The organism is Bacillus cereus group sp. BfR-BA-01383, assembly GCF_022663495.1.
GTDB classification, from domain to species: Bacteria; Bacillota; Bacilli; order Bacillales; family Bacillaceae_G; genus Bacillus_A; species Bacillus_A cereus_AU.
Genome location: NZ_JAKUFP010000049.1, coordinates 1 through 24,455 on the forward strand (window position 1 = coordinate 1; position 24,455 = coordinate 24,455).

The window sequence follows — 24,455 nt, forward strand, 5'->3', positions numbered from 1 at the left end:
AGCACCCACGACCTTTTCTTCACTTCTACTATATAAAAAATAGTAGTGCGAACCAATGCCTTGGTCTGCACTACTAATCTTAGTATGTTTTCTTTGTTATATAGAAATTACACATTAAACCAGTGAACATTCTAATAAGACAAGCATATAATGAATTCGTGGGACGAGTTATCATATGAGGTGAAACTTGGAGCACCATACTTATTTGTTGAAGGGTACCTAATGACGGGTACTCTTTTTATTTTGCACTTTTTAATAAGGACAAGCATATATTGTAGTATGGGGTAGCCCCACTTCATATATTTGAGCACCTGCAATCGTAAGGTGCTCTTTATTTTGTACAAAATGGACATTTGAATAGGAGGATGAATGATGGAATTAACATTAGAAGGATTAGAACAGTGTTTTAATGAAGCGGCAAGTGAAGGCGCGGAGTATGTGGCAGTTCAGATTGAAATGGATGGATTTCCTGGTGATGAAGTGATTATTAATGGTAAGAAAAACATGGATACTAAGTTAGAATATTATAAGAAAACGTACAACGAGGATTTAGAACATAAATACGCTCCGGGCATTCGTATTGTTGGATTTACATATGACTACACATTCTCAGGGATTCAACTCGAGTTGGGACCATTGGCATATTAATGATTAAACCAATAGCAATTCTCGTAGGCGCTGCCGTGATCTGAGTGGCGTCTTGTTTGTTGTTAAGTAAAGATAAGGATAACAAAACAAACGAACTCAACGAAAGAAGATAAATGTCCCGTTCTTCTGTCTAAAAGTTGATACTTTTAGACGGTATCAGGGGGATGATTTTATGGAATTGGTGGGATATGCACGAGTTAGTACAAGAGAGCAAGAGCTAGGATTGCAAATTGAAAAGCTAGAAACATATGGTTGTACAAAAATATTCACTGAAAAGCAGAGCGGAGCGAAAAGTGATCGAGAAGAATTAAAGAAAGCATTAGAATATTTGCGTTCAGGTGATAAATTGGTTGTATACAAGATAGACCGATTAGCACGTTCTACTTTTGATTTGCAAAAGATTGTAAAAGAATTAAAGGAACGAGATATATCAGTTGTATTTATAAAAGAGCAAATTGATTTTTCTACACCTTCAGGAAAACTTATGTTTACAATGCTGGGTGCTATTGCTGAATTTGAAAGAGACTTAATCAATGAGCGTACAGCAGAAGGAAGAGAAAGAGCGATAGCACAAGGGAAACATATGGGACGTAAAGGTCAAGATGAAAAACAAGTAAAACAAGCTATGAACTTATTTTTTAATAGGAAAGAAAATGACCTGAGTGTAAATGATATTTCCAAAATGACTGGAGTTCCGCGTTCTACTATTTATGCAAAAGCAAAAGAATTTAAGTAGCGAATCCGCTGCTTTTTTATTTTGCATAGAAAAAGGAACCATAATAGGCTCCTTAGTTCGATTCAGAAGTTGTGTAGTTTTTCTTGATAATATCTTTTATGTTGATAATTAAGGATATAAGGAATCCAGCAGCTAGGATAGCGTTTAACCAGTAATATGTATTCCCTGATGTGAACTTTTTATAAAAAGAATCGACATTATAATATAATAAGCCTGCTGAAAGGACGGTAGAAATTACTAACGTACCAAAACTTTTCATATTTTCCACTCCGTTTCTAAAGATTAAGATTCTTACAAAAATTATACAGAGAAATTTATAGATTTAAAATATTTTATGAAATAATTACCATATGGAGGGGTTATGACGAATTTCTTCCTATTACTACTCAGTAAGATTTTTCATAAATAAGGCTGTCCATAACGCAGGCATACCAAATACTTCATTTGATTGTTTAATTCCCTTCATTCTACGTATTTCTATTTCAGAGAAGTCTTTAAAGATGGTTCTTAACTTTTCATCTGTAAAGCCTAGTCCTCCTTTAAGACTCCGTAGTCTGTATACTTCCCAATCTGTTATGTCTGCTCCACCTAATTCTCCACCTTGAACAAAACAAGTGATTGCAAAATAACCACCTGGTTTTAAAGCTTTTTTTACTAAGTTTATGTAACTCATTCTCCTGTGTGGAGCAATATGATGAAAACATCCTGAATCATACACAATATCGTATGTGCCTTCTTCAATTTGTAAATCAAAGATATTGTCATGAATAAAATTCACATTTACATTTTTTTCTTTTGCTCGTTCTGTTGCCCAGTGAATTGATTCCTTTGATAAATCTATTGCATCAACTAAGCATCCGTTTTCAGCAAAGTAAATTGCATTCCTGCCTGAACCGCATCCAAGCTCAAGAACTTTTCCTGAATTAAGTAATTTTTTTTCAAAATAACTAACTAAGTTCTCATCCGGTTTATTGGTGAAAAAGGAAATCTCCTTTTCACGATTGGAATAAAAATCATCCCAAAATTGAGTTGGTTCGCGCAATAATGAGTCTAACATATTCAATAAATCTTCATAACTACTAATTGTTTCTTTCACATTAACCCCTTCTTTCCACATGAATCATTCTAATTTTACTAATAATTAGAATGATTCATGTTTCATCGGAGTTAAAAACACTTTAAATTCAAACAAGTTGAAACTCCCTATGTATTCTTATTTATGCTAATTTAAGATGCATAAAGGTATCTATTTTTCGTGTTATATTGCTTTAAAAGGATTTACCTTACTCTTTCTCAAAATCCAATCAAACAACCAGAAATGCTCTTAGAATCGAAATTCATTTTTCAATTTTCGGAATAATCATTACGATTGTTGCGGTAATATTACAAATAGAGTATCCATGCATTCTCATTAAATAAAAATGAGCCTTACTAATATAAAAAATACAAAATTTTCGTTTTGGGGTATTTGTTTTTCTTAGCTTGATAGCGATGTGGCGGCACCCCTATCTGGATAAATGGAAGTCAAACGAGCAACGTCATAAGTTTGTGAGCGAAATATTTTATGAATACTATAATCGAAGTAATATGCCGAGAGTAGAAGAAGATTGGAGATAATTCCAGTCTTCTTTTTGTTGGGACGCTGCCCCTATCCAATGAAAAGGAAAGACAAATCAAGTATCTATTGTATATTTTTAATCAAAGTGGATACCCCTTTAATAGGAGGTGTTTTCATGCGAGAGAAAGTAATTAAAATGTATGATTGCTCTTATTACATAAATGAGATCTCTGAAGAATTAGAAATTACACTTGATGATGTACTAAATGTCCTGGAAAAAAATATTAATGGTTTTCAATACAATGGGGCAAAAAGATTTTCTCAATCTCATTTAAAACGTATCTTAATTGAGTATGTAGACAAAAGGATAAGTTCTAAAATAATTTCCAAAAAATATGGACACTGTGCTAAAACCGTATTAAAAATACTACATGAAAACAGAATATCCTTAAGACCAGCAGGTACTAAGAAAATATTTATAGATGATGAGCCTGCTATCATAAAGAAGTACTTAGATGGAACTCCAACCAGAATTATCGCCTCACATTATAATGTTAGATCAGGTACGATACTACAAGTCTTACATAAAAATAATATTGTAGTTGAAGAATACAAACCGACTTTAGAATCTAGACAAGCTTTTCGTAAACATAATTGCAACACCAGCTATTTTGAAAAACTTGATTCGGCTGACAAAGTATATTTTTTAGGATTGTTTGCAGCTGATGGTTTTTTTCGAAAAAACTCAAAAACAGGTGTATTAACAGGAATAAGTATAAGTCTTAAAGAATCATCACATAACATTTTAGAATTGTTTTTAAAACATATCGATAGCACTGATGAACTACGAGATGGATCTTATAAGTATACCTATAAAGGAGTGACTAAACTTTTACTATGGAAAAAAGCAATTGTTCATTCGAAAATTATGGCCGAAGATGTTCGAAAACAATTAGAACTACCACTGATATTTCATAAAACGTTTGATATTAAATACCCTACAACCATTCCACTTGAATATGAACGCCATTTTTGTAGAGGGCTATTATGTGGGGACGGTAACATAAATCCTCAAAGTAAAAAAGTGACATTTTATGGGACAGAAAAAATTTTAGAAGGCGTACGTAAAGCGATTTGTAGAAATTGCTCCGTAAGTTATATGAAAATCAAACCTAAAGTTACAAAAACCTCTACTTCGGAAAATACCCTCTATGAGTTAGCTTGGAGTGGAAAAAGGCAAGTGTTGACTATTCTAGATTGGTTGTATGAAGATACAAATTTGTTCATCAAAGAAAAATATAATACATACCGTTCTATAGATAGACAGAAAGGGATATTGGATATTACAGAAGTAATTAGCATAGAAGAACTTATTTCACTTCGTAAAGGTTTAGGTTTAAGTCAATTAGCTGTATCACGAGCCATATCATGTTCTAATAATGTTATTAGTGAACTTGAAAGGAAGATTAGAACATCTATGAACACTCCCTTAGCTAAAAGATTACTAGACCTCTATCAAGTAAAGTATGACCAAAACCTACTTTTTTATTAGCTATGAATAAAAAATACCAGGCGTCTAATCATAAGACGTTCTTTTTTTTTGATTGGAACACTCAAAATAACAATAACAACCGTTTTTGATAGTTTTAACAAGCATTAAATTTTTAATCATCAAGATCTTTACTTTATTTTTATGAAAAACACCTAATTGTTAGGTATAGTGAAGCAAAAATACAGGTTATTGCCGTTTCTGTTCTGTTACTACACAAACCCCTACTTCTTCACCATGTGCTTTTATATCTTTTTTTAATTGATTCACAACATCTTTATTAAGATGGGGCTTTATGATCTCCTGTAATTTTTCATCTTTATCGAAGCCAACTTCTTCTTTTTTATTAACTTTTATTTTTCTAACTCTGAGTTTTTTCTTTCAACTATATTTTTTAATGCTTTTTCAATTACACTTGCTTGTGCTGCTGAGAAGAAGAAAGAATAGTCCTCTTTACCATTTCTCACAACAGAAAAATCTACACCTAATTTTTTTAATTCCTTTTGATAATCCTTGAATTGTTCCTTAGTTAAGTTTTTATCTAAAGCAATAACACCACCAGTGTTACTATGTTTTTTAATAAGCCCATTGATTTTTTGTTTACCATCTTTTGTGTTTCCATCAAGGATATAATCTTTTGGATCTTGTTCTTTATTTTCAAGTAACTTTGTCAATGCTTCTAAAATCCGTAATAAAGCTTGCTCCGATAATTTAAAGGTTTGTGCTACGACTTCGAATGCAACCTGTGTATGTTCATCTACATTCGTCATTCAGATACCAACCCCTTTATAAATTATTCAACTAAATTATACCATATTTTGGTTGAAGATGTTATAATTTTCTGAAATATTTATTGAGGTTTTAGTAAAGGGCAAGCTACGGGTTTGTCATGACAAACCCCAAAAACTACTTTTTTGACTTGGTAGGAGATTCCTACGACTTTTACAAATATATAAGCTATTTTTTGCAAAATTGCTTATATATTTGTTGTCGCTTCGCTCGATTTTTTTAAAAAAAGGAGTGTGTATTATGGCCAAAAGAAGAACAACATATTTGCAAATGTCTTTAGAGCATGAGGAAAAAGATTATATAAAAAATAAAGCAATTGAATTAGGATATAAAAATGTTTCAGCTTTTCTTATTGATAGTGCAAGAACACATTTTAAACTTGAAGTTGATATGAAAGCTTATAGGGATTTAACTAAAGAAATAAACTATATTGGTAAGAATATAAACAGCTTAATTAGAAGGATCAATACAGACGGAATTTACACTGATAGCGATATTGATTTTCTTAGAGTTAATCAGAAAAAAATCATCAATTTAATAAATACCGAGTATGACAGGTTAATTGATTTAAAAACCAAGTTTAATAGTGATAGCTTGAGTAAAAAACAAAAGGAAAAATTAATACAATCGTTAACTGAAAATCAAATACAGATACCAAAAAAATTAGTATTAGAAGAAGTGTACGAAAAGATAAAAGAAGATTTTATTTATATCATAGAATGTATAGAAAACTCGCCTGAACAAGGTAAAGAAGTAACAGAATATGTTTGGCAATATTTATATGGAGATACGCTATATAAGTTAGATGAGAATCAATTAATAAAATTGGCCGATAGCATTTTTATTTTTGCGCAGAAATTGAAATTTAAGTTATCTAAACTTGATAATGTTTTTGAAGATGATGATTGGTTTGAACTGAAAGATATATTAGATGAATATGAAATTTATTAGGTAGGGATTGATTACAATGTCTATTGTAAAAATACAAAAAATCAAAGACTTGAAAGCTGTCATTAATTACAGTATGCAAGCCCATAAAACAAACGAAGAATTAGTTACATCTTACGAGTGTTCTATAGAAACGATAGATAGGGATTTTAAAAGTGTTTTAGTTGACTACAATGAAAAGAATAAAAGTGATAAAAACATGAGTGCAAGGATGATAATACAATCGTTTGACAGTGATGATAATTTAACACCAGAACAAGTTCACCAATATGGAGTAGAATTTGCTGATAATTATCTGAAGGGCAATCATCAATATACAGTCATTACACATACAGAAACAGATAATTTACACAATCATATTATTTTCAATGATATTGATTTTAATAAATTAAAAATGTTTGATTCAAAGCGTGTAAATACTTTAGAAAGATTACGAGAAGAAAATGATAAAATCTCCGAAAAGTATGGTTTGTCAATAATTGAAGAAGGAAGAAAGGGGAGAAAAAAATATTTAGCTTTTAACGAGTATGTAGCTAGATCAAAGAAAAAATCCTTCAAAGGAAATTTAGAGGAAACAATTGATAAAAGCATATCAAGATCAAATTCGTTTGATGAGTTTTTAGGATTAATGCAAAGAGAAGGATATGAGCATAAACAAGGAAAATATCTATCGTTTAAGAATCCGAAGTCAGGGAAGTTTATGCGCACTAAAACAATGGGATTTAATTACCTTGAATCTTCGATCAAATACAGAATAGAAAATAAAGGTTATTCACCAATCAAAACAAGCATAATGAACAGACAATGGATAGATAAATCACAAGAAAAATTTAAAAATAATAAGGGACTTCAAAGGTGGGCTACTAAACAAAATATTAATTACTTAAATGAATTAAGCTCTAAGCTATATAAACTCAATGTTTCGATTTCGGAACTTGAAGAAATTGAAGCAAATAAGGAAGCGTTAATTGACAGCTTTGAAAAGCAACTTTTAGGAATTGATAATGAGATTTTTAGATTGAATAAAATGAAGGGCTGTTTTCGAACTTATAAAAAGAGTCATCCTTTAATTGTGGCGTATAAAAAGGCTGAAAATAAAATGGCATTTAAACAAGAACATTATCATGAATTTAAAGAGTATGATGTTGCCAAAAGTGATATGAACTATCTAAAAAAGAATTATGATATAACTGATGAAGCTGAATTGCATTATAAGTTGTCATTAATGACAAAAGAACGAAATTTACTTTATGGAAGTTTAGGAAAAGAAAAAGAAGTGGAAATAAAAAGACAAGAGCACCAAAGACAGCAGCAACAACGTAAAAAAGAAACTGAAAGATAAAAAACTATATGACATCAAAAAAAGGATATTGTATAGTACCTTGTGAATGGAATAGAATGAAACTTTAATCAGTGAGAGACTTGTTGCAATGGAACGTTTTACTGTACTTATGATAGTTGATGGTAAGCAAAGACTTATTTACAAGCAAGCTATATCGAACGTTGAGGAAGCTATAAAACGTCTAACATTGGAATAAGAATTCAATACCTAAAAAGCATATCTTCCGATATCCCTAGATATAATGACTTAACGGTTCTAAATAGTAGAATACGAAATGCTATAAATCATTCTTCTGTTGAGTATGATTCTATTGAACAAAAATTAACTTTTAAAGATAGGGAAATAAAAACAGAGAAATATTTAATTGAATTTGCTGAGGAAAATTATGTGATGTTATATCTTCAGTTATATTGTTTATACATTGTTTGTTCACTAGCAACTAAGTTTTCGAAAGAGGATGACGCTTAATAATAAAAGATGCTTTCAATAATTGAAGGCATCTTTTGTGACTTTAAACGTGCTCCTAATTCACTTGAAATCAATATGGGATTTATTGTCAATATGAATTTGAAATAGAGTCAAGATGTTTATAAGAAAGACGCGATGTTTTGAACAAAGTTGCGACGTTTCTAAAAAAGATGCGATGCTTTACCCTTTCAATCAAAGACTTCTAAATGAGCTTGATTCGGCCTTTTTTATAAAACAAAGAGTCCATTCAAAATGGTTTCTTTCGTGAACGCCAAAAAGAAGGAATTACAATTGCTCTTCAAAAAGGGATTAAATTTGATCGTAGAAAAATTGAGATTAATGATAATTTTATAGTGACTTACTAAGAATGGAAAAACAATGAAATTACAGCTGTAGAAGTGATGAAAAAGTAGGAATGAACAGTAATACGTTTTATAGACGAGCTAAGGAATATGAATATATCTTACAAAAAAGTACCCAGTCTTGAAAATGGGTACTTTTCTTATTCCCCCTTTTCGAGGGGATGGGCAAAAACACCCAAAATATATACGCTTACTATTTTCTTTGTGAGTTTTGTTATTTAAAAGGGCCTTTTGAGATAGTTTCTATTGTTCTGTCTTAAGGGTAGCAACTTTCAAAAAAATCCATTTTATGAAAATTTTTATTCTACTACTAAAGTTGTAAAAAATCTAGTCAATATGTAGCAAGTATCATTAATTGAAAAAATGTAAAATAAATTTAAGAATCAAAATGTTGAAAGGGAGAGAGAAAACAAATGGATAGAGAAAATAGTAAAAAACTTGTGGTAATCACTGGGATAACACAAGGATTAGGTCGGTCATTAATTGACCGTTTTTCTGAACTAGGTTGGTTGATTGTTGGATGTGGTCGTTCCAAAAGTAAGATAGAACAAATCAAGGGACAATTTGACAGTAAACATGATTTTCAATCCATTGATGTTTCGGACGATAAGGCTGTTAGAGCTTGGGGAGAATATATACTTCAGCGATACGGTGCACCAGATTTACTTATTAATAATGCCTCTATTGTTAATAAAAATGCAACGCTTTGGACTATTTCTTCGGAAGAATTTGCAAATGTTATGAATATCAATGTGAATGGTGTAGTCAATGTGATACGGGCATTTGTACCAGCTATGATTCATAATAAAAGAGGGAGCATAATCAATATTAGTTCAAGTTGGGGACGTTCTGGTGAGGCAGAGCTTGCACCGTATTGCGCTTCCAAGTTTGCTATAGAGGGTTTAACTCAATCAATGGCACTAGAATTACCGAAAAAATTGGCAGTAGTTGCGCTAGATCCAGGTGGAGGCATTCATACTTCGATGCTACAATCATGTGCACCAGAGTATGTATCGAGTTCTCCAACTGCCGAGGCTTGGTCACATGTTGCTGTTCCGTATATGCTTAGCATTACATCAAATGATAATGGGAAATCCCTTACTTGCCCTAGGGTTTTCTAAATTCACTGGTTGAATAATGATTGGTGTTAATGAATAAGAAGGTGTAAAGAATGAAGAAAAATTCTCCTTTAACATATAAAGATTTATTAAAAAATAACATCCCATTTAGAAATTTATTTTTTGCATTATCTATCAGTATATTGGATGATTGGTTTTACTCTGTAGCCCCTTGTACAAGATATACTTTTTCAATCACAATCTCTGATACCATTGTTGCTTCACCACCTGCATCACTTGTAGGAGCACTTGCGGAGTAAAAGGTACATCTAATTCAATGGTTGCTCCTTGCATGTGAATTCGAATCGTGGCATGTATGTTTTTTTCTACGACAGGGACATTCATAGAAATCCAATTCACACGCTCATTTTCATTTTGATCTTCCGTTTCAGGCGATAATTTTTTCATCCAGTAATATAGTCGATGAACCGGTAGGTTCTGTTTTTGACACCAGGCAACTTTTGATAATCCGCTGTTTTTATAGTCTTGAATATACGTTTCCCATTCTTTCTTTAATAGGTGTCTTTTCATAAAAAAACCTCCACATGTAGTATGTGAGGAGATTATCTCATGGGTTATTTACAAATAGTAGGTGTGGAATATTTGACGCTTACTTTCTTTCGAGTTCTTACTAAATAAGGATTTGCAGAACATTTTTGATCAAACGTTATTCCAAACCTGTTAATTTAAAATAAAGTTCGATCATTTATAATAAAGATTGATAATTTGCAAAAAAGTTTGATAAAAAATCCATTTTGTAGGGTATTTCTTTGTTCAACAATCGGGCCAGATTGTTGAACAACACCTAGATATCTAGGTTAAAGTTTAGAAGAGATTGTGAAATTTTGTACTTCAACTAACGGAGCAGTTAAAAACAATAAGACAAACAGGTAAAATGAACATGCAAACAGAAAAAGGGTTTAAGAAAGGATACGGATTATGCGGAAGACTTTTATCAGTAATGTTTCAACAGATTTTCAATTTAAAGTTCCTGCAACTAAAGCTGAAATATCCAAAATCAAAGAAAAACTTAATGTTGAATTACCTAATGGTTTATCCAGTCTATTGAATGAAACCAATGGAGTGTCCGAAGAATACGACTGTCCTTTCATTTGGTCAATTGAACAAATTCTTGAAGAGAATCTGAATTTAAGGAATTTTGATGATTTTAAGAATTTGTATATGCCTTTTGATTGTCTGTTGTTTTTTGCAGATGGAGGAAATGGCGACTTATTTGGGTATGCAATATTAAATGGAGTCATACAAAAAGATGATGTATATGTTTGGAATCATGAAAACGATAGCAGAACGTGGGTTGCCCCATCGTTAGAAACATTTATTGAATGGTGGAATAATGGCACCATTACTGTTTAATTGCACTTTCTAATTAAGCTAACGGGTGCTTGCGTTCAATAAAGTAAGGCTGTTGCGACAGTCTTTTTCTTATTCGATTAACGGGGCCGGTTAGATTAATAAACTCTTGGGCCGGTGTTTTTTTACTGAATGTATTTATAATTGGTAAATCGCCTGTTGAGTTGACCAGGTAGCACTGCTGAATGCCTGATAATTTGTAACTGCTGCTTGAAAGTCCTTATCACTTATAGTGGCAGTGGCATCATAAACAACAGCTGTTTGGAATCCATTTTCGATTAAGTCTCTCATATGTGATTCCACACAAACGTTTGATAGGACACCTGCCAAAATGACCTTTTCTTTCCTTTGCTGACGTAATTGGTAAACTAAATCATTTGTCTGTGGGCTGGCAATTTTATGGGCGGTCGCAATGATTGTTCGATTATCTAAAATGTAAGGCGTAAGTGATGGAACCCAGTCAGCGCCTACAGTAGGAGAAATATAAGCATTTTGTTTTTGATATACCTGAAGCTTTAATAGCATTTTTTGTTCAGCTCCAGTAAATTGCCAACTATAATCATGTGGATAAATATAATGGGGGGAAATAAAAAGTTGATATCCTTTACTCATGGCTGTACTCATTAGAAGTTCAAGGTTACCTAGTGTGTTGTACTGCTCAATAATATTTTTTGTTAAATGGTACCCTTTACCTCCAGGGGACAGAAAGTCATTTTGTGGGTCCGTTATGACAATTGCTGTATTAGCAGGATTAGGTTTAAACATTCTTTTTCCTCCAATTTACATAATTATATATCCTGTCTTTCATATTCAACTATTGTTCTTTCATGAATATATATTAATGGAGGCTTGGACACATGCTGTTTTTTTATGGAGCTTTGGTATTATACAGTTACCTTCCAAGATCGTTACAGACGTACCATACAGTTCGTGAATATATGCAATAGAAAGTGATGAGGCTTGTTCAACAAACGGGCGCTTTAATTGAGAAAGGATAACAAAAATTATCAAACTTTTTTATAAAAGGATGATTCAATTGAATATAGAAAAAGTGTGTTTTGATCAATCTTTTTTCTAAACACGCTTTTTCCATTTGCCTCTTTTATCAAACTTTATTCCAAGGCTACATAAAATGCAAAATTTTAGTTAGCAAACGAGAAATAAACATTTCATTATTGTTTCTGCTATATTTAAAAGGCTCTTTTCTAATACAATAAGAAACGCAAAAGAACTTGTAGTGATTCCTACAAGTTCTTTTTGTTTAAGGTGAATACACGGGACAAACAAACTATCTTACAGATTCATCATAGAAACTACAGGGGTAATGCTTTGACAAGTATATTATATAACAAATATTAACATCTATAGATTTTAATTTTGAAAATTATGTGAATTAAGAAAACCGAAGGGTTTATCATTTGCTCTTCCTAAAAAATCCATTTAGTTATTTCGTATAAATAACTTTAAATTAATATCTACATCATAATTAATTAGCAAAAATATAAGTATAGGTAAATAGAGAAGAATGTAGCATTCTTATAGAATGACATAAAACTATATTTAAGATTAATATATACATCATAAATATACATATAGTTACGCGCAACTATAAAACATAAGGAGCATTCATTTTACTATGTTCATCATGGTACTGAGCGCAGATAATAACATCCTCACTCCATTGTGGCAATCATATTCCTTTTCCTTGTTTTACTTCCTCAAGCGCTTGTCCGAAATTCATTATTCCTCCTCTATTTTCGTTCGTTGTGTTCGTTTGTTTTGTTAGGATTATCGTCTGAGTCCCTCAATCCATAAACCGATATAAATGTCGGTCGTAACGATAGATTGTTTGATTTTATTAATCATCCCCTCACCCCTTATCATCTCTTAACGCCTTTAACTGTTCCATTTTCTTCAACACCGACTCATCATGCCACTTTTCTGCCTTGTTCATCTCGCTAATCCGATAACCAAAGTAAACCATCAGTAAAGTAATAAGCGTACCTACTAAATACCCATTGAGGCATCCCAACCAAAACATCCCGTCACTTCCTTCGCAAAATAAAACAAGACGCCACCCAGATCACGGCAGCGCCTACAATAATTGCTATAAACTTAATCAAATTCATTTATCCTTACATTATTTATTTCTTTGCTTCCATACCCCATTCTCTTTACGATAAGTATTCTTGCCATTCATGAAATCAGCTGTATTACCAGGAACACTATATTTCTTGCTCTTTTTCTTAGTCTTCTTCTTCAGCCTTTTCTCCTCTTGAATAGCTTGCAAATCCGCCTTCCATTGTTTCAACAAATCCTTTTCACGTCGCATCGAATTTGTACCCCTTGGATTAAAATGTGAACCAAATAACTAAATTCTACCTATTTATATAGATATCCTTTAATCCAAATGTCCATTCTGTTCAAATTCACGTTTAATGTGTAATTTCTATATAACTAAGAAAAAGCACCCGTTATGGATGCTATACCTTTTTATCTAACTTATGTATTTAGGGGTCACCATACATGCCCATTAACTTAAGAAAACAAATCCACCCCAAAACGAAAAAATGAGCTTTTTTATTAAAAGTTAGGACAAAATCTCGTTCTGGGGGAGTTGTATTTTCTTAGCTTGATAGCGATAACGCGGATTTTATACGCAGGATTTCATGCAGGCTACGAGAACGGTTTGAACTGCCCAATGCTGTTGTGACAGGAATGTATGAAATCTTGCATACAGCGGAGGGAACAGAAAGCTGGTAAAATCCCGGTATAAATGGCTTTCTGGGATTTGGTTACTTCTGATAATGAGACGTTATGTTAACCTTACATGTATAGAACATACATTTTTTAAAAAGTAAAGACACTGATACAAGAAACAGATTCTTTTTTTACATTTAATATACTAAATCCAAAAAAAGGAGCTTGATTATTCATGTCATCAAAAAATAGAAATTGTTTCAATCCTCATGAATTTCCTTATTCATTATTTCCTTGTGCATTTCCTCCAGCAATTCCAGAGCCTATAAACCCTATAGACCCTACCAAATTTGATTATATCGTGATTGGTGCTGGAACTGCTGGAGGGGTGATTGCCAAAGAATTAACGGATGACAAAAGTACTTCTGTACTCGTGCTTGAAGCAGGAACAAATATGACGAATGAGCTAAGTAACCCTAGCGTTATTGCCGCCATTAATACAACCCGCGGTAACAGGTTTAGCTTTAATGTTACTTCTGAACTAGAGTCAACTATTGCACGTACACTTATTGCAACAAATGGTCGCACCATAGGGGGAAGCTCAGAAATTAGTGACATGTACGCTGTACGTGGGAGTAAAGAGTTGTATAACCAGTGGGCAAGCCTAGTTGGTGATCAATGGAGTTACGACAAGGTTAGCTCCTTATTTGTAAAAAATGAAACCTATACAGGATCGACGCAAAGCCCTAATGAACGAGGAACACAAGGGCCGATTTTTATTAGGCAACAGAGTATTCCCCCTAATGGATTGATCAATACGTTAGTTCAAGCAACAAACACCGTATTAGGAACACCGATTGCTACTGACTATAATACGGGCATAAGGGATTGTACATTTTATAAAACGCAAATTATTCAAAAAGAGGTTAGCCCCGGTCAATTCGTCCGATCCTCAACGGCAACAGGGTATTTAAATGACCAGATTGTCAGTCAAGGAAACCAGTTCCATCCAGATGAATTTGGAGTTGGTGGAAGAAATTTGGTTATTTTAGCAAAAACAACCGTTAACAAAATCTTATTTAAGAAAAAAGATGGACTAAACATTGCGGTTGGTGTTGAATTTGTCAAGGATGGCGTTTCACATAGAAGGTTTGCAAGAAAGGGTATTATAATCTCTGCTGGACTTTTTTCCTCAGTCATCCTACAACGTTCAGGAATCGGTAAATCGGATGATTTGGCTAAAGCAGGTATACCAACATTGATAGAGAGTCCAAATGTGGGTCACAATCTTCAAACTCAAGGTTATGTTGGATTGGGGGTTGAGATAGATACCGCCCAAATCCTTCCGATATTTTTTACTGATCCCAATTATCCACTTATCCTAGGTGCTTTCCAAGCAGAGAATCCAATGAATCTACTAGAAGGTCGTCGTCTCCAACTAATAGGGGCTCCTATCCCATTTTTTATCCCTGCTTCAGATGTGATCAGCAATGGTTGGAGTTTAGATTTAACATTCCAAACCACCCCAAGTATTATGAGTTTTGGTATTATAGACGTGAATACAAAAAGCAGGGGTTCAGTGCTAGTGGAACATAGTGATCCAGAGGCTTATCCATCTCTTAACTTCAATCCGTTAGAAGATCCCAATGACCTTACGTATATGGTTAATCAATATAAGAAAATTTATAATATGATTGTAGAGGCTAGAGATCCCCTGAAATACCCAAATAACGGCATCGGGAAAGTTGTATATCCTCCCGAGAGTATATTCCAGCTACCTGATAACGATCCTAACAAACAAAAACAGCTTGAAAATTATGTAAAATCTTCTTACACAAACTTCTCTATAGGCGGGCATTGTCGGATGGGACAGACGATTCAAGAAGGGGTTGTCGATGGTTTCCTCAATGTATTTGGTACCAAAAATCTTAAGGTTGCCGATCTGTCCATTTCACCTATTTTACCAGATGGTAATCCGTCCGCCGCTGCTCAGATGATCGGGCTAAATGCGGCACGGTTTATAAAAGAGGATCCCTCTTCATATTTAATGACAGATTATGAACTTGAAGATTATGAAAATTAGATTGAGAAAACATAAATTAAATATTTATTCATTGGTTTTATTCTTATTTTTTGATCTAAAGATTGCTTTTTGGCTAGAATGCTGGCTTGCTTGGCGGGGACGAACCCCACGAATTTAACATATTAAACAAAAAAACTTCCTTAGATGTTTAAAGGAAGTTTTTTTATAATCTATAAAAGATAATAAAAACAACGTGAAAGACCACACTTTGTATGAAAATATACCTTAAGTTGATGGATGTGTGGTGGTACCCCTATATAGTTACTCATAAATTTTGTACTGTGTAACTCAAAAGAGAAAGTTTAATTAAGTCAATAATAGTAAGGGATTCAACGGATGGGTCAGTTACACACAATATAAGATATGAGTAAGTGGTGAAGATGGTATTTATAAGTATAAAAAAAGGAACCTATGCAGGTTCCTTTTTTATTTATCACAAGCTAATCCGTCACCATCTCTATCTAACTTAGAGGAATAAGCAGGGTGATCTCTTGTGATATTTGAGAATCCAGCTGCTTTGGCTTCTTTACAGCTTTTAAAATTGTAATTTCCTTGGGGGAGATTATTGTTTGGTTGTTGCTGTACGCTTTGTTTCTGTTCTTCTTGTTTCTTTTGCTCTTCTTGTTGTTTTTGTAATTCTTGTTGCTTTCGTTGTTCCTCTTGCTTCTTTTGCTCTTCTTGTTGTTTTTGTAATTCTTGTTGTTTTCGTTGTTCCTCTTGCTTCTTTTGCTCTTCTTGTTGTTTTTGTAACTCTTCTTGTTTACGCTGCTCTTCAAGTTTCTGTTGTTCGTTATCTTTTTTAGTAGCATCTGTATCTACAACTTTTGTTGTGGGGGCTGCTGTATTTTCATTTTTATTATCTATCATTCCGCTAATCCCAGCTGTGAGAATAAATAAATATATTATACATGCTACAACCATTTTCCATTTTGTATTAGAGCGGAAACCAAGTATTTTTTTGTACCACTTACGACGTACCTTATGTATTTCAATAGAGGTGTTATTTTCGATAAAGCGCTCGATGTCTTTTCCTTGTTCTGTTGGGATAAAACGAAATGGTGTTCCTGATCTATTAAACTCGAATACGGATTTAATAGCAAAGTGATCTACTAGAACAGTGGAATAATTAATAAAGTAGTATTTAGCAATACTGACAACATCATTTACATCTTTATTGTATTTGAATAATTGAATATGGTCAGTTGCTACAGCAGCATAACCAGTTCGCATACCTTCTAAGTTGGTAGAAACGATAATGGGTGTACTTCCATACTCTTTTTGATACTTTTTAGCGATTGCTTGTTTAGCAAGAGTAGATTCACTAGGCTTTTTCTTTTTCTTACTCATTATTTAGATCTCCTCTCAAATTTTACATAATATCTAATATATATATTAGCAGAAAGTAAGATTAATTCCAGTTCGAATAATCTATTAAAAGGTAATGGTGAAGATACTGTTAATTAAAGGAATCACTTCAAATTGAATTCAGAAATTTTTAGGAGTAATTGAGGAATAAAGTGTATGAAAATATGTGGCAGAGTCGTGACCGCTTTTTGGCAGTAAATGTGCCGGTTGTTTTGGAATCAACGTGATATATTTGTATTGTGAGAAGTGGCGGAAAACACAACTCATAAGGATTCCTTTATAATCTATATGTTGTCTAAACGGTTTTATAATGACGGCACATAAAATCCGAAACCAGCAGATGGTACTGATTGAATGTTACCGTTAATAAGGAGAGCTTTTGCTCTTCTTCTAGTTACCTAATATTGTTGATGCATATCAGCAAATTGTCATTAGGTGACTGGAAGAAGGTTAAGTCAAATCGCAAAATATCATTAGCAGATGGTAAGATAGCATTAAGTCCGGAAGGTGCAGAATTATTAATAAAAGAAATAGAACAATACCTTGTAAAATAAGAGGCTCCTTTCAAGGGGCTTTTTTTAAGATTAATATTTAATTTCACGTATCGTATGTTTTAATAAAAAAACTCACTAATAAATTAGTTACATTGGGATTCTTGTATTATTTAAGGTATTAGGGGTCACCATACATCGCCATCAACCTAACAGAACAGGTTGTCCCAAAAACGAGAAAATTGATAACTTCAGGTAAAAATGTACAAACTTTTTTATTTTGAGGATGCTATAAAATTATTAAATTGATGGATATAGATTGTTAACTTAAAACATCATAATTTCAATAGTCTAAGGACAACGGTCTTTCATTAATATAATAAATGGAAGGTTGTTCGATTCCCTATATTTGTATATGTAAAATTACATAAAAATATATGTTTAAATAAGACGCGATTTTATATATAACTAGAGGTAGAGAAAGAAAATTATTGTTTGGGGTCAACTTAAAACTTTTAAGTTGATCGATGTGGTGGTATCCCTTTAAGAGAAAAATTAAGCAGTTAGCCTTTGCTAACCGCACTTTTATTAGAGATATTTCCCTGTTGATATTACGTTATTATGATGAATATTTGCATAAGAATCTTTATATTTAGAAAGGAATAAAAAAATGAAAAAATTCGCATCAACACTATGTATAGCTGGAGTGACTTTAACTATTTTAGGAGTATCTCCTCAAAGTAGCTATGCTCATCTCGATCAAATTGATTTAACTGAGAATGATCCTATTACTGCAGGATGGTCTGCAGAAGCTCCGTATCATTCTGATAAAAGTACACATTTATGGATTGCAAAACAAGCTATTGAAATTATGAAAACAGAATCTAATATTGAAGCAAATAAGCAGGCTGTGGACTTTTTAAATTATCCGCAATATAAAGATCTATTTTCTAAAGGATTATATGATGCAGATTATAATGCAGAGTTTAACGATGGTGGAACAGGAATAGGCGGCGTTTTTAAAGGCGGATGGAAATCACATTTTTATGATCCTGATACTAAAGAAAATTATAGAGGAGAAACAAATCCAACGGCTCTTACACAAGGTAAGAAATACTTTTATGAATCTGGAGAATATTTACGAAATAAAGACTATGAAAAAGCTTTCTATTACTTAGGAGTAGCCACGCACTACTTTACAGATGCTACCCAACCTATGCATGCAGCAAATTTTACCGCAATTGATACGAGAGCTATAAAATATCATAGCTACTTTGAAAATTATGTTACAACCATTCAAAATCAATTTGCAGTCAATACTGGGGGGAATTATAACGACTCTCTATCCACACCTGAAGAATGGATTGATTATGCAGCCCGAGTAGCTAAACCTGAAATCCAAAATATTACTAATGATAAAACATTTAAGTATTATAATAGTGGTAAGGCACAATTGTGGCAAGAAATGGTTACCCCAGCTGTGCAGCGAAGCTTAGGAGAAGCTCAGCGCAATACAGCAGGTTTCTTAAATCTTTGGTTTAAAACTTTTACTGAAAATGTGAAAGCTCCAAGTATAGAGACTGCATTAATCTATGATATAGAAGGAAACGTCATAGAAGCAGGGAAAAACTATTATATCGTACCAAGTGAATCTCCTTATCAAGGTCTAACATTTGAATGGTATGTAGCAAACCGTTACGATTATGTCTCACTTGCAAGTAAAGAAAACAATGCTTTATCTGGTACACCTATAGAATTTGAATTCTACAAAGAAAATGATGCAAAGCTACACCACGGGGAGAGTATATATCTTCGCATGAAGCACTCAAATTACGACCAATTTCAATATTTAAATTGGTCTAATTATTCTAGTTGGATTCACCTTGCTCAAAAATCGGATAGTTTAGCTGACTTTAAAATTAAAATTAACCTGGATAGTCCTACAGAATATAATATTTTTACAGATGACTATCCATTAAATTATGAAAATATAAATGCAGAGAAAAATTGGATCGTACTAGGTGAAAAAAAACAAAAACCTAGCTCATGGAAGTTTATACCTGTTAGATAACCTAAAAAGAAAAACACTCGTTCTTAACCAGAACGAGTGTTTTTTTATCCGTAAACGTCGAGTAACTCCACTTATTGGTAACAAACAAAAAAGCCCATCTTTTTTTTCATAAAAGCTGAGCTTTTTTATCTTTCTATTATTCTAAATAACCTGTTAAAAAGAATAAAATACAACCAAGTGTTAACCCTGTATCTTACCATCTCTTCCACCAAGGTTTTTTAGTTTCTTGATAAATTTCTTCAATTTTTTTATCAAAAGCTGTATCTCGTTTTGCAATATATTCAATCATTTTTTGCATATCTTCAATTTGTTGATCTTTTTCTTTTTCCCTTTTTTGAGATTTCAATAACTGTTTTTTTATTTCAATTTCAGTTTCTTCAGATGCTTGCAACTTAGAAATTATCATTTGGTTTTGTTCTTCAATTTGTCCTATTTGGGGTAGTACCACATCGCTATCAAGCTAAAAAGAACGAGTTACTCCAAAACAATAAAAAGCGAGCAAAATGCACACGTTTTTCGTTCTGAGGGTATTATGGGATCTTAAGTTGATGGATGTGGGTCTGTACCCCAATACATATTATTAAAATTAAAGTGGTTCAAGTCGGAGGAAGGCACCTTTGGGTGTCTTTTCTTTATAAAATTTACAAAATACAACAATATAATCTCTGACATTTTGTTATGATATTTTTAATATTAAACTATATAAATAGAAAGGACTCTTAAATATGGGATTTAGATTTCATAAGAGTAAACAAATAACTCCTGGTATTAGGTTGAACGCAAGCAAAAAAGGAATAGGAGTTAGTATTGGGGTAAAAGGCGCTCGTATTAGCTTCGGCCCATCAGGAACAAAAGTTACAACTTCTATTCCTGAGACTGGTATTTCTTATCAAAAGTGACTTAGTAATAATCCGACAAGCATGGAAAAAATAGATTATCATGAAACAATATACACACCTCAAACAGTAGGAGTAGATGCTATAGCAATTAGAGACAGTCAAACTACTATTAATACTCGAATTATAGCTAAACCACTATCTATTTTAATGCTAATTGCATTCATCTTTTCCGTGTCGTTTTTGAAGATTTTATTCGCTATAGTATTTGCTCTGATTGGATTTATAAGCTATCGGTTAAGTTTGACACCTGTTGGTATTATTTGTCCAACTTGTAATAGGCAGCACCTTGTCTTCAAACAAAAAGAAATAATATGTTCTCACTGCAAGAGTACACTTATTGTAAAAAGACACTCTTAACAGTATCTTTTTTGAATCGATCGTTCCAACAAAATATAGATTTGATTCATATTTCTCAATGAATGAAATAACTTAACATAGTAAAATAATACTTGAATGGAAGTCCAATACATATTATTAAAATTAAGATGGTTCAAGTCGCAGGAAGGCACCTTAGGATGTCTTTTTCACTGTAATATATCAATGTTTTCTTTGTTACGACTGGTGAGATTTTGTAACAACATCCAAAGAGCTTATGAGGAGCTAGCTGGAAGTCAGCAAGGGCGTTTCGCTAAACAATTAGCGTTGTACGTCAAAATGTTAAAAGATAACAAGGACATACTGTGATTTGATTTCATAATAAAAGAAATCATTTCCATTTACTAGAGGTAAAGTTTTACGTATTTTTACCAAATGTGACAAGAGAGCCGATTGTGGCTCTCCTTTTTTTATTGAAATACATTATTCAAAGTTATTATTTTATTCTATTAGGGTAATAGTATTCCGCTAAAAAATGTACTTGTATCTCCTACGACAATTTCAGTTTGGCTGGAGGCAAACCTCACCAACACTACATCACCCACTACTAAATTAATAATAGGTAAACGGGGCTGTGGCCTTAAAATAGAGAAGTTTCATTATCTATGGGATTGAACAGAGACATTTTATCTAATGTGTAATTTATGGATTAATAAATAGAGACCAAGCCGGGTCAGTGGCGCTAAGTGGATCATTGGAGAGGTTGGTTTGGTTGGCCCCACCCGCATTCATCACATATATTTCAAAGCTTCCGCTTTGGGTGGATGTAAAGGCGATCTTTTGTCCGTCTGGTGACCAGGTTGGTCCAAAGTCATTATCAGCTGGATTATTGGAGAGGTTGGTCTGGTTGGATCCATCTGCATTCATTACATAGATCTCAGTGTTTCCGAGTCCGTCTCGAAAAGATGTAAAAGCAATTTTTTGTCCATCTGGTGACCAGGCTGGGTCAAAGTCACCAAGTGGACTATTGGAGAGGTTGGTCTGGTTGGACCCATCGGCGTTCATTACATAAATCCTAGAGTTCCCGTCTCGGGTGGATGTAAAAGCGATCTTTTGTCCGTCTGGTGACCAAGCTGGTTGATTGTCAAAAGCCAAATTATTGGTAAGGCGTGTTTGGCTGGAACCATCTACATTCATCACATAAATCTCATCGTTTCCGTTTCGGGTGGATGTAAAAGCGATCTTTTGTCCGTCTGGTGACCAGGCTGGCTGATTGTCATCAGCTGGATTATTGGTGAGGCGTGTCTGATTGGAACCATCTGCATTCATCACATAGATCTCATCGTTTCCATTTCGAGTGGATGTAAAAGCAATCTTTCGTCCATCTGGAGACCAGGTTGGCTGATTGTCAGAAGCCGGATTATTGGTGAGGCGTGTCTGGTTGGTTCCATCCGCATTCATCACATAGATCTCATCATTTCCATTTCGGGTGGATGTAAAAACAATCTTACTAATTAAAACTCTTCTAATTGAACAGATCGTTTTGCAACATATATTTATGGTGTTTACAGTACCGGAATTATTGGTCGTTTCTTTAAGCTGAATCACTCCTGTAGTTATTGATTCTAATGTGCCTGATTCAGGTCCACAAGTCGTTTTAACAATTACAAAATCATTTAATTCTATATTAACTAGTAGATTGCTGCATGAACATGAACATTCACTTGGAGGTCCAGTAATTCCTTGAAGCCCGGTAATTCCCTGTGGTCCTGTGGATCCAGTCGGACCTGTAGGGAGTTGGTATGGTGGAACAGACAATAGTGTAGGACCGATCGAACTTGGATCTAGTGCAGCACCATGCAGAATCTCATGTGAGTTAAACTCATTTTCTTTTGACATACGTCACCTCCGAAAAGAACTTATCATACTAAATAAATGCATTTCGGAAGCGATTATTCCAAAATAACCAATTTACTTTCTTTTTCATTTGTTTAAATTCAAAAAAACGTGGGGATTTTTCGAAATGCTGGCAGTAACCCATCGCTATCATGCTAAAATAAGTTTGTATCCATATAAACAAAAAAACGCTATTCTCTTTGTAGAAATATACAGAAAGGATGGCGTTTTTTTATGAATCTATCTATTCAAGAGAAGTTTCATTATCTATGGGATTGAACAAAAACATTTTATCTAATGTGTAATTTATGGACGCATGAATGGAGACCAGTTAGGCTGAAAATTATTACCAGTATTGGTAAGTAGCGGGACCCCTATTAGGAAAGGGATGGTGCGCTTATATATTTTAAAAAGAAAAGACACCCTAAGGTGCCTTCCTCCGACTTGATAACCACTTTAATTTTAATAACATTGGACTCCCATCCAAATATTATTTTACCACATTAAGTAATGTTGGTCATTGAGAAAGCCAAATACGTAGTGCTCATATATGGTGATCCTTTAAAAGAAACATTTTGTTCAATCGCCTAGCTCATATTAGTAATTTTTCCTGTTTCTGTTGATAAATATAAAAATACTGCCCAGCATACTTAATGAAAGCACAAAATATAACAATAAATCAGGTAGAAATTCTGAAGGAACAATATCTATCGATTGCAAAATAATAATAGCAATGATACCTAAATATAGGATGTTGTACAACACATTATTTGTTTTATATTGAATTTCTCTCCCTCTTTCGTCTTTTGCTTCATCACTTAATTGAAATTTTATTACATACATCTGACTGATGAATATTAAAACTAAAAATAAAGATTTTAACCACAACATATGTCTCACTCCTCCTGATAATCGAACACGTCAGTTATTGACTTTTCAAATATATTTGCAATTTTAAAAGCAAGAATTAGAGAAGGATTATATTTATTTTTTTCAAGAGTAGCGATAGTTTGACGACTAACCGAAATGGGGGTGAAACGAATGATGATCAATAAAGCATATAAATTTCGTATCTATCCAAATAAAGCACAAGCGACCCTAATCAATAAAACGATTGGCTGTTCTCGTTTTGTATTCAATCATTTCCTATCTCTATGGGATAATGCATACAAAGAAACAGGAAAAGGTTTGACATATGGTACATGCTCTGCCAAACTTCCTGCCATGAAGAAAGAGTTTGTTTGGCTAAAAGAAGTGGATAGTATTGCGATTCAGTCGTCTGTTCGCAACCTTGCGGATGCTTATACACGCCTTTTCAAAAAACAAAACAATGCCCCGCGTTTCAAATCTAAGAAGAACAACGTACAATCTTATACCACAAGACAAACAAATGAAAACATTGCCGTTGTAGGAAACAAAATAAAATTGCCAAAACTAGGTCTTGTTCGATTTGCCAAAAGTCGTGAAGTAAAAGGACGTATTTTAAACGCTACAGTTAGACGGAACCCTTCTGGCAGATACTTTGTGTCATTGTTAGTTGAAGCAGAAGTGCAAGAGCTTCCGAAAACAAATTCTTACATTGGAATGGATGTGGGACTAAAAGATTTCGCCATTTTGTCAGATGGAACAACCTATAAAAATCCGAAGTTTTTTCGATCATTAGAAGAGAAGTTGGCAAAAGCACAGCGTGTTCTTTCTAGAAGAATGAAAGGATCTTCTCGCTGGAATAAACAACGAGTAAAAGTA

23 protein-coding genes and 5 pseudogenes are annotated in these 24,455 nt (G+C 33.3%); 16 read left to right on the forward strand and 12 right to left on the reverse strand.

What is annotated here, in order from left to right; all coding sequences use genetic code 11:
• Positions 1–372 precede the first annotated feature (372 nt).
• Both MR065_RS24965 and MR065_RS24970 read left to right on the forward strand, forming a co-directional pair.
• Positions 373–648 carry a hypothetical protein gene (locus MR065_RS24965; RefSeq protein WP_242215425.1) on the forward strand — a complete coding sequence of 92 codons (276 nt, stop codon included), beginning with the start codon at positions 373–375 and terminating at the stop codon, positions 646–648.
• Between the two features lie 172 nt (positions 649–820).
• Positions 821–1,384 carry a recombinase family protein gene (locus MR065_RS24970; protein ID WP_242215426.1) on the forward strand — a complete coding sequence of 188 codons (564 nt, stop codon included), beginning with the start codon at positions 821–823 and terminating at the stop codon, positions 1,382–1,384.
• A gap of 52 nt (positions 1,385–1,436) precedes the next feature.
• On the opposite strand, the gene MR065_RS24975 is transcribed toward MR065_RS24970, so the two are convergent.
• Both MR065_RS24975 and MR065_RS24980 read right to left on the reverse strand, forming a co-directional pair.
• Entirely contained in the window at positions 1,437–1,643 is a 207-nt protein-coding gene (locus MR065_RS24975; RefSeq protein ID WP_000834525.1) for a hypothetical protein, read from the reverse strand.
• Positions 1,644–1,766: 123 nt separating this feature from the next.
• Complete coding sequence (locus MR065_RS24980) at positions 1,767–2,480, reverse strand: class I SAM-dependent methyltransferase (RefSeq protein WP_242215427.1); 714 nt, start codon at positions 2,478–2,480, stop codon at positions 1,767–1,769.
• A gap of 637 nt (positions 2,481–3,117) precedes the next feature.
• On the opposite strand from MR065_RS24980, the gene MR065_RS24985 reads away from it, so the two are divergent.
• Positions 3,118–4,494 (forward strand): helix-turn-helix domain-containing protein, encoded by a 1,377-nt coding sequence (locus tag MR065_RS24985; RefSeq protein ID WP_242215428.1) that lies wholly within the window; start codon positions 3,118–3,120, stop codon positions 4,492–4,494.
• 350 nt (positions 4,495–4,844) lie between these two features.
• On the opposite strand, the gene MR065_RS24990 is transcribed toward MR065_RS24985, so the two are convergent.
• On the reverse strand, positions 4,845–5,261 hold the full coding sequence (locus MR065_RS24990; protein WP_242215429.1) for a DUF3801 domain-containing protein: 417 nt from the start codon (positions 5,259–5,261) through the stop codon (positions 4,845–4,847).
• Positions 5,262–5,520: 259 nt separating this feature from the next.
• On the opposite strand from MR065_RS24990, the gene MR065_RS24995 reads away from it, so the two are divergent.
• The 5 genes and pseudogenes from MR065_RS24995 (at position 5,521) to MR065_RS25010 (ending at position 9,521) form a co-directional block, all read left to right on the forward strand.
• On the forward strand, positions 5,521–6,231 hold the full coding sequence (locus MR065_RS24995) for a hypothetical protein (RefSeq protein ID WP_242215430.1): 711 nt from the start codon (positions 5,521–5,523) through the stop codon (positions 6,229–6,231).
• A 16-nt stretch (positions 6,232–6,247) separates the two neighbouring features.
• Positions 6,248–7,570: a relaxase/mobilization nuclease domain-containing protein gene (locus MR065_RS25000; protein ID WP_242215431.1), complete on the forward strand. Its 1,323-nt coding sequence runs from the start codon at positions 6,248–6,250 to the stop codon at positions 7,568–7,570.
• Positions 7,571–7,649: 79 nt separating this feature from the next.
• Positions 7,650–7,766: pseudogene (locus MR065_RS27940) on the forward strand (LSm family protein); the annotation flags it as partial.
• 535 nt (positions 7,767–8,301) lie between these two features.
• Positions 8,302–8,525, forward strand: a pseudogene (locus MR065_RS27835) (DNA recombinase); the annotation flags it as partial.
• Positions 8,526–8,813: 288 nt separating this feature from the next.
• Entirely contained in the window at positions 8,814–9,521 is a 708-nt protein-coding gene (locus MR065_RS25010; protein ID WP_242215432.1) for an SDR family oxidoreductase, read from the forward strand.
• Between the two features lie 192 nt (positions 9,522–9,713).
• Here MR065_RS25010 and tnpA read toward each other — a convergent pair whose 3' ends face one another.
• A complete protein-coding gene (gene tnpA / locus MR065_RS25015) occupies positions 9,714–10,049 on the reverse strand; it encodes an IS66 family insertion sequence element accessory protein TnpA (RefSeq protein WP_242215433.1) in 336 nt (111 codons plus the stop codon).
• 408 nt (positions 10,050–10,457) lie between these two features.
• Here tnpA and MR065_RS25020 point away from each other — a divergent pair, with 408 nt between their 5' ends.
• Entirely contained in the window at positions 10,458–10,892 is a 435-nt protein-coding gene (locus tag MR065_RS25020; RefSeq protein ID WP_242215434.1) for an SMI1/KNR4 family protein, read from the forward strand.
• Between the two features lie 135 nt (positions 10,893–11,027).
• On the opposite strand, the gene MR065_RS25025 is transcribed toward MR065_RS25020, so the two are convergent.
• From MR065_RS25025 to MR065_RS25035, 3 genes are all read right to left on the reverse strand, one after another.
• Complete coding sequence (locus MR065_RS25025; protein WP_242215435.1) at positions 11,028–11,654, reverse strand: cysteine hydrolase family protein; 627 nt, start codon at positions 11,652–11,654, stop codon at positions 11,028–11,030.
• A gap of 1,105 nt (positions 11,655–12,759) precedes the next feature.
• Positions 12,760–12,921: a hypothetical protein gene (locus MR065_RS25030; protein ID WP_242215447.1), complete on the reverse strand. Its 162-nt coding sequence runs from the start codon at positions 12,919–12,921 to the stop codon at positions 12,760–12,762.
• Between the two features lie 108 nt (positions 12,922–13,029).
• The gene (locus MR065_RS25035) at positions 13,030–13,221 is read right to left on the reverse strand and encodes a hypothetical protein (protein WP_242215436.1); all 192 of its coding nucleotides are present in this window, start codon (positions 13,219–13,221) and stop codon (positions 13,030–13,032) included.
• 603 nt (positions 13,222–13,824) lie between these two features.
• Between MR065_RS25035 and MR065_RS25040 the strand changes: the two genes are divergently transcribed.
• Positions 13,825–15,672 carry a GMC family oxidoreductase gene (locus tag MR065_RS25040; RefSeq protein WP_242215437.1) on the forward strand — a complete coding sequence of 616 codons (1,848 nt, stop codon included), beginning with the start codon at positions 13,825–13,827 and terminating at the stop codon, positions 15,670–15,672.
• Between the two features lie 426 nt (positions 15,673–16,098).
• On the opposite strand, the gene MR065_RS25045 is transcribed toward MR065_RS25040, so the two are convergent.
• Entirely contained in the window at positions 16,099–17,019 is a 921-nt protein-coding gene (locus tag MR065_RS25045) for an excalibur calcium-binding domain-containing protein (RefSeq protein ID WP_242215438.1), read from the reverse strand.
• Between the two features lie 473 nt (positions 17,020–17,492).
• On the opposite strand from MR065_RS25045, the pseudogene MR065_RS25050 reads away from it, so the two are divergent.
• Together MR065_RS25050 and MR065_RS25055 are read left to right on the forward strand one after the other, a co-directional pair.
• A pseudogene (locus MR065_RS25050) lies at positions 17,493–17,591 on the forward strand (AbrB/MazE/SpoVT family DNA-binding domain-containing protein); the annotation flags it as partial.
• A gap of 607 nt (positions 17,592–18,198) precedes the next feature.
• The gene (locus tag MR065_RS25055) at positions 18,199–19,599 is read left to right on the forward strand and encodes a zinc dependent phospholipase C family protein (protein ID WP_242215439.1); all 1,401 of its coding nucleotides are present in this window, start codon (positions 18,199–18,201) and stop codon (positions 19,597–19,599) included.
• Between the two features lie 193 nt (positions 19,600–19,792).
• Here MR065_RS25055 and MR065_RS25060 read toward each other — a convergent pair whose 3' ends face one another.
• Positions 19,793–20,005 (reverse strand): hypothetical protein, encoded by a 213-nt coding sequence (locus MR065_RS25060; RefSeq protein WP_242215440.1) that lies wholly within the window; start codon positions 20,003–20,005, stop codon positions 19,793–19,795.
• Between the two features lie 319 nt (positions 20,006–20,324).
• Between MR065_RS25060 and MR065_RS25065 the strand changes: the two genes are divergently transcribed.
• From MR065_RS25065 to MR065_RS25075, 3 genes and pseudogenes are all read left to right on the forward strand, one after another.
• Complete coding sequence (locus MR065_RS25065) at positions 20,325–20,498, forward strand: DUF4236 domain-containing protein (protein ID WP_242215441.1); 174 nt, start codon at positions 20,325–20,327, stop codon at positions 20,496–20,498.
• 21 nt (positions 20,499–20,519) lie between these two features.
• On the forward strand, positions 20,520–20,855 hold the full coding sequence (locus MR065_RS27525; RefSeq protein WP_277927541.1) for a DUF2614 family zinc ribbon-containing protein: 336 nt from the start codon (positions 20,520–20,522) through the stop codon (positions 20,853–20,855).
• Between the two features lie 216 nt (positions 20,856–21,071).
• Positions 21,072–21,182, forward strand: a pseudogene (locus MR065_RS25075) (XRE family transcriptional regulator); the annotation flags it as partial.
• Positions 21,183–21,515: 333 nt separating this feature from the next.
• Here MR065_RS25075 and MR065_RS25080 read toward each other — a convergent pair.
• The 3 genes and pseudogenes from MR065_RS25080 to MR065_RS25090 form a co-directional block, all read right to left on the reverse strand.
• Complete coding sequence (locus MR065_RS25080; RefSeq protein WP_313895171.1) at positions 21,516–22,712, reverse strand: DUF5050 domain-containing protein; 1,197 nt, start codon at positions 22,710–22,712, stop codon at positions 21,516–21,518.
• A gap of 594 nt (positions 22,713–23,306) precedes the next feature.
• Entirely contained in the window at positions 23,307–23,600 is a 294-nt protein-coding gene (locus tag MR065_RS25085; RefSeq protein ID WP_242215442.1) for a hypothetical protein, read from the reverse strand.
• A gap of 5 nt (positions 23,601–23,605) precedes the next feature.
• Positions 23,606–23,737: pseudogene (locus MR065_RS25090) on the reverse strand (helix-turn-helix transcriptional regulator); the annotation flags it as partial.
• A 13-nt stretch (positions 23,738–23,750) separates the two neighbouring features.
• On the opposite strand from MR065_RS25090, the gene MR065_RS25095 reads away from it, so the two are divergent.
• Positions 23,751–24,455, forward strand: a 705-nt coding sequence (locus MR065_RS25095) for a transposase (RefSeq protein WP_242215443.1), incomplete at its 3' end; no start/stop codon positions are given.

Excerpts from the sequence above, each read along its gene's own strand:
- MR065_RS25045 (WP_242215438.1), bottom strand. The coding sequence starts at position 17,019 with ATGAGTAAGAAAAAGAAAAAGCCTAGTGAATCTACTCTTGCTAAACAA.
- MR065_RS25040 (WP_242215437.1), top strand. The coding sequence starts at position 13,825 with ATGTCATCAAAAAATAGAAATTGTTTCAATCCTCATGAATTTCCTTAT.
- MR065_RS24985 (WP_242215428.1), top strand. The coding sequence starts at position 3,118 with ATGCGAGAGAAAGTAATTAAAATGTATGATTGCTCTTATTACATAAAT.
- MR065_RS25010 (WP_242215432.1), top strand. The coding sequence starts at position 8,814 with ATGGATAGAGAAAATAGTAAAAAACTTGTGGTAATCACTGGGATAACA.
- MR065_RS25055 (WP_242215439.1), top strand. The coding sequence starts at position 18,199 with ATGAAAAAATTCGCATCAACACTATGTATAGCTGGAGTGACTTTAACT.
- MR065_RS27525 (WP_277927541.1), top strand. The coding sequence starts at position 20,520 with ATGGAAAAAATAGATTATCATGAAACAATATACACACCTCAAACAGTA.
- MR065_RS24975 (WP_000834525.1), bottom strand. The coding sequence starts at position 1,643 with ATGAAAAGTTTTGGTACGTTAGTAATTTCTACCGTCCTTTCAGCAGGC.
- MR065_RS24990 (WP_242215429.1), bottom strand. The coding sequence starts at position 5,261 with ATGACGAATGTAGATGAACATACACAGGTTGCATTCGAAGTCGTAGCA.
- MR065_RS25000 (WP_242215431.1), top strand. The coding sequence starts at position 6,248 with ATGTCTATTGTAAAAATACAAAAAATCAAAGACTTGAAAGCTGTCATT.
- MR065_RS25065 (WP_242215441.1), top strand. The coding sequence starts at position 20,325 with ATGGGATTTAGATTTCATAAGAGTAAACAAATAACTCCTGGTATTAGG.
- MR065_RS25085 (WP_242215442.1), bottom strand. The coding sequence starts at position 23,600 with ATGTTGTGGTTAAAATCTTTATTTTTAGTTTTAATATTCATCAGTCAG.
- MR065_RS25020 (WP_242215434.1), top strand. The coding sequence starts at position 10,458 with ATGCGGAAGACTTTTATCAGTAATGTTTCAACAGATTTTCAATTTAAA.
- MR065_RS25025 (WP_242215435.1), bottom strand. The coding sequence starts at position 11,654 with ATGTTTAAACCTAATCCTGCTAATACAGCAATTGTCATAACGGACCCA.
- MR065_RS25035 (WP_242215436.1), bottom strand. The coding sequence starts at position 13,221 with ATGCGACGTGAAAAGGATTTGTTGAAACAATGGAAGGCGGATTTGCAA.
- MR065_RS24995 (WP_242215430.1), top strand. The coding sequence starts at position 5,521 with ATGGCCAAAAGAAGAACAACATATTTGCAAATGTCTTTAGAGCATGAG.
- MR065_RS24965 (WP_242215425.1), top strand. The coding sequence starts at position 373 with ATGGAATTAACATTAGAAGGATTAGAACAGTGTTTTAATGAAGCGGCA.
- tnpA (WP_242215433.1), bottom strand. The coding sequence starts at position 10,049 with ATGAAAAGACACCTATTAAAGAAAGAATGGGAAACGTATATTCAAGAC.
- MR065_RS25060 (WP_242215440.1), bottom strand. The coding sequence starts at position 20,005 with ATGATAATTTCTAAGTTGCAAGCATCTGAAGAAACTGAAATTGAAATA.
- MR065_RS25080 (WP_313895171.1), bottom strand. The coding sequence starts at position 22,712 with ATGTCAAAAGAAAATGAGTTTAACTCACATGAGATTCTGCATGGTGCT.
- MR065_RS24970 (WP_242215426.1), top strand. The coding sequence starts at position 821 with ATGGAATTGGTGGGATATGCACGAGTTAGTACAAGAGAGCAAGAGCTA.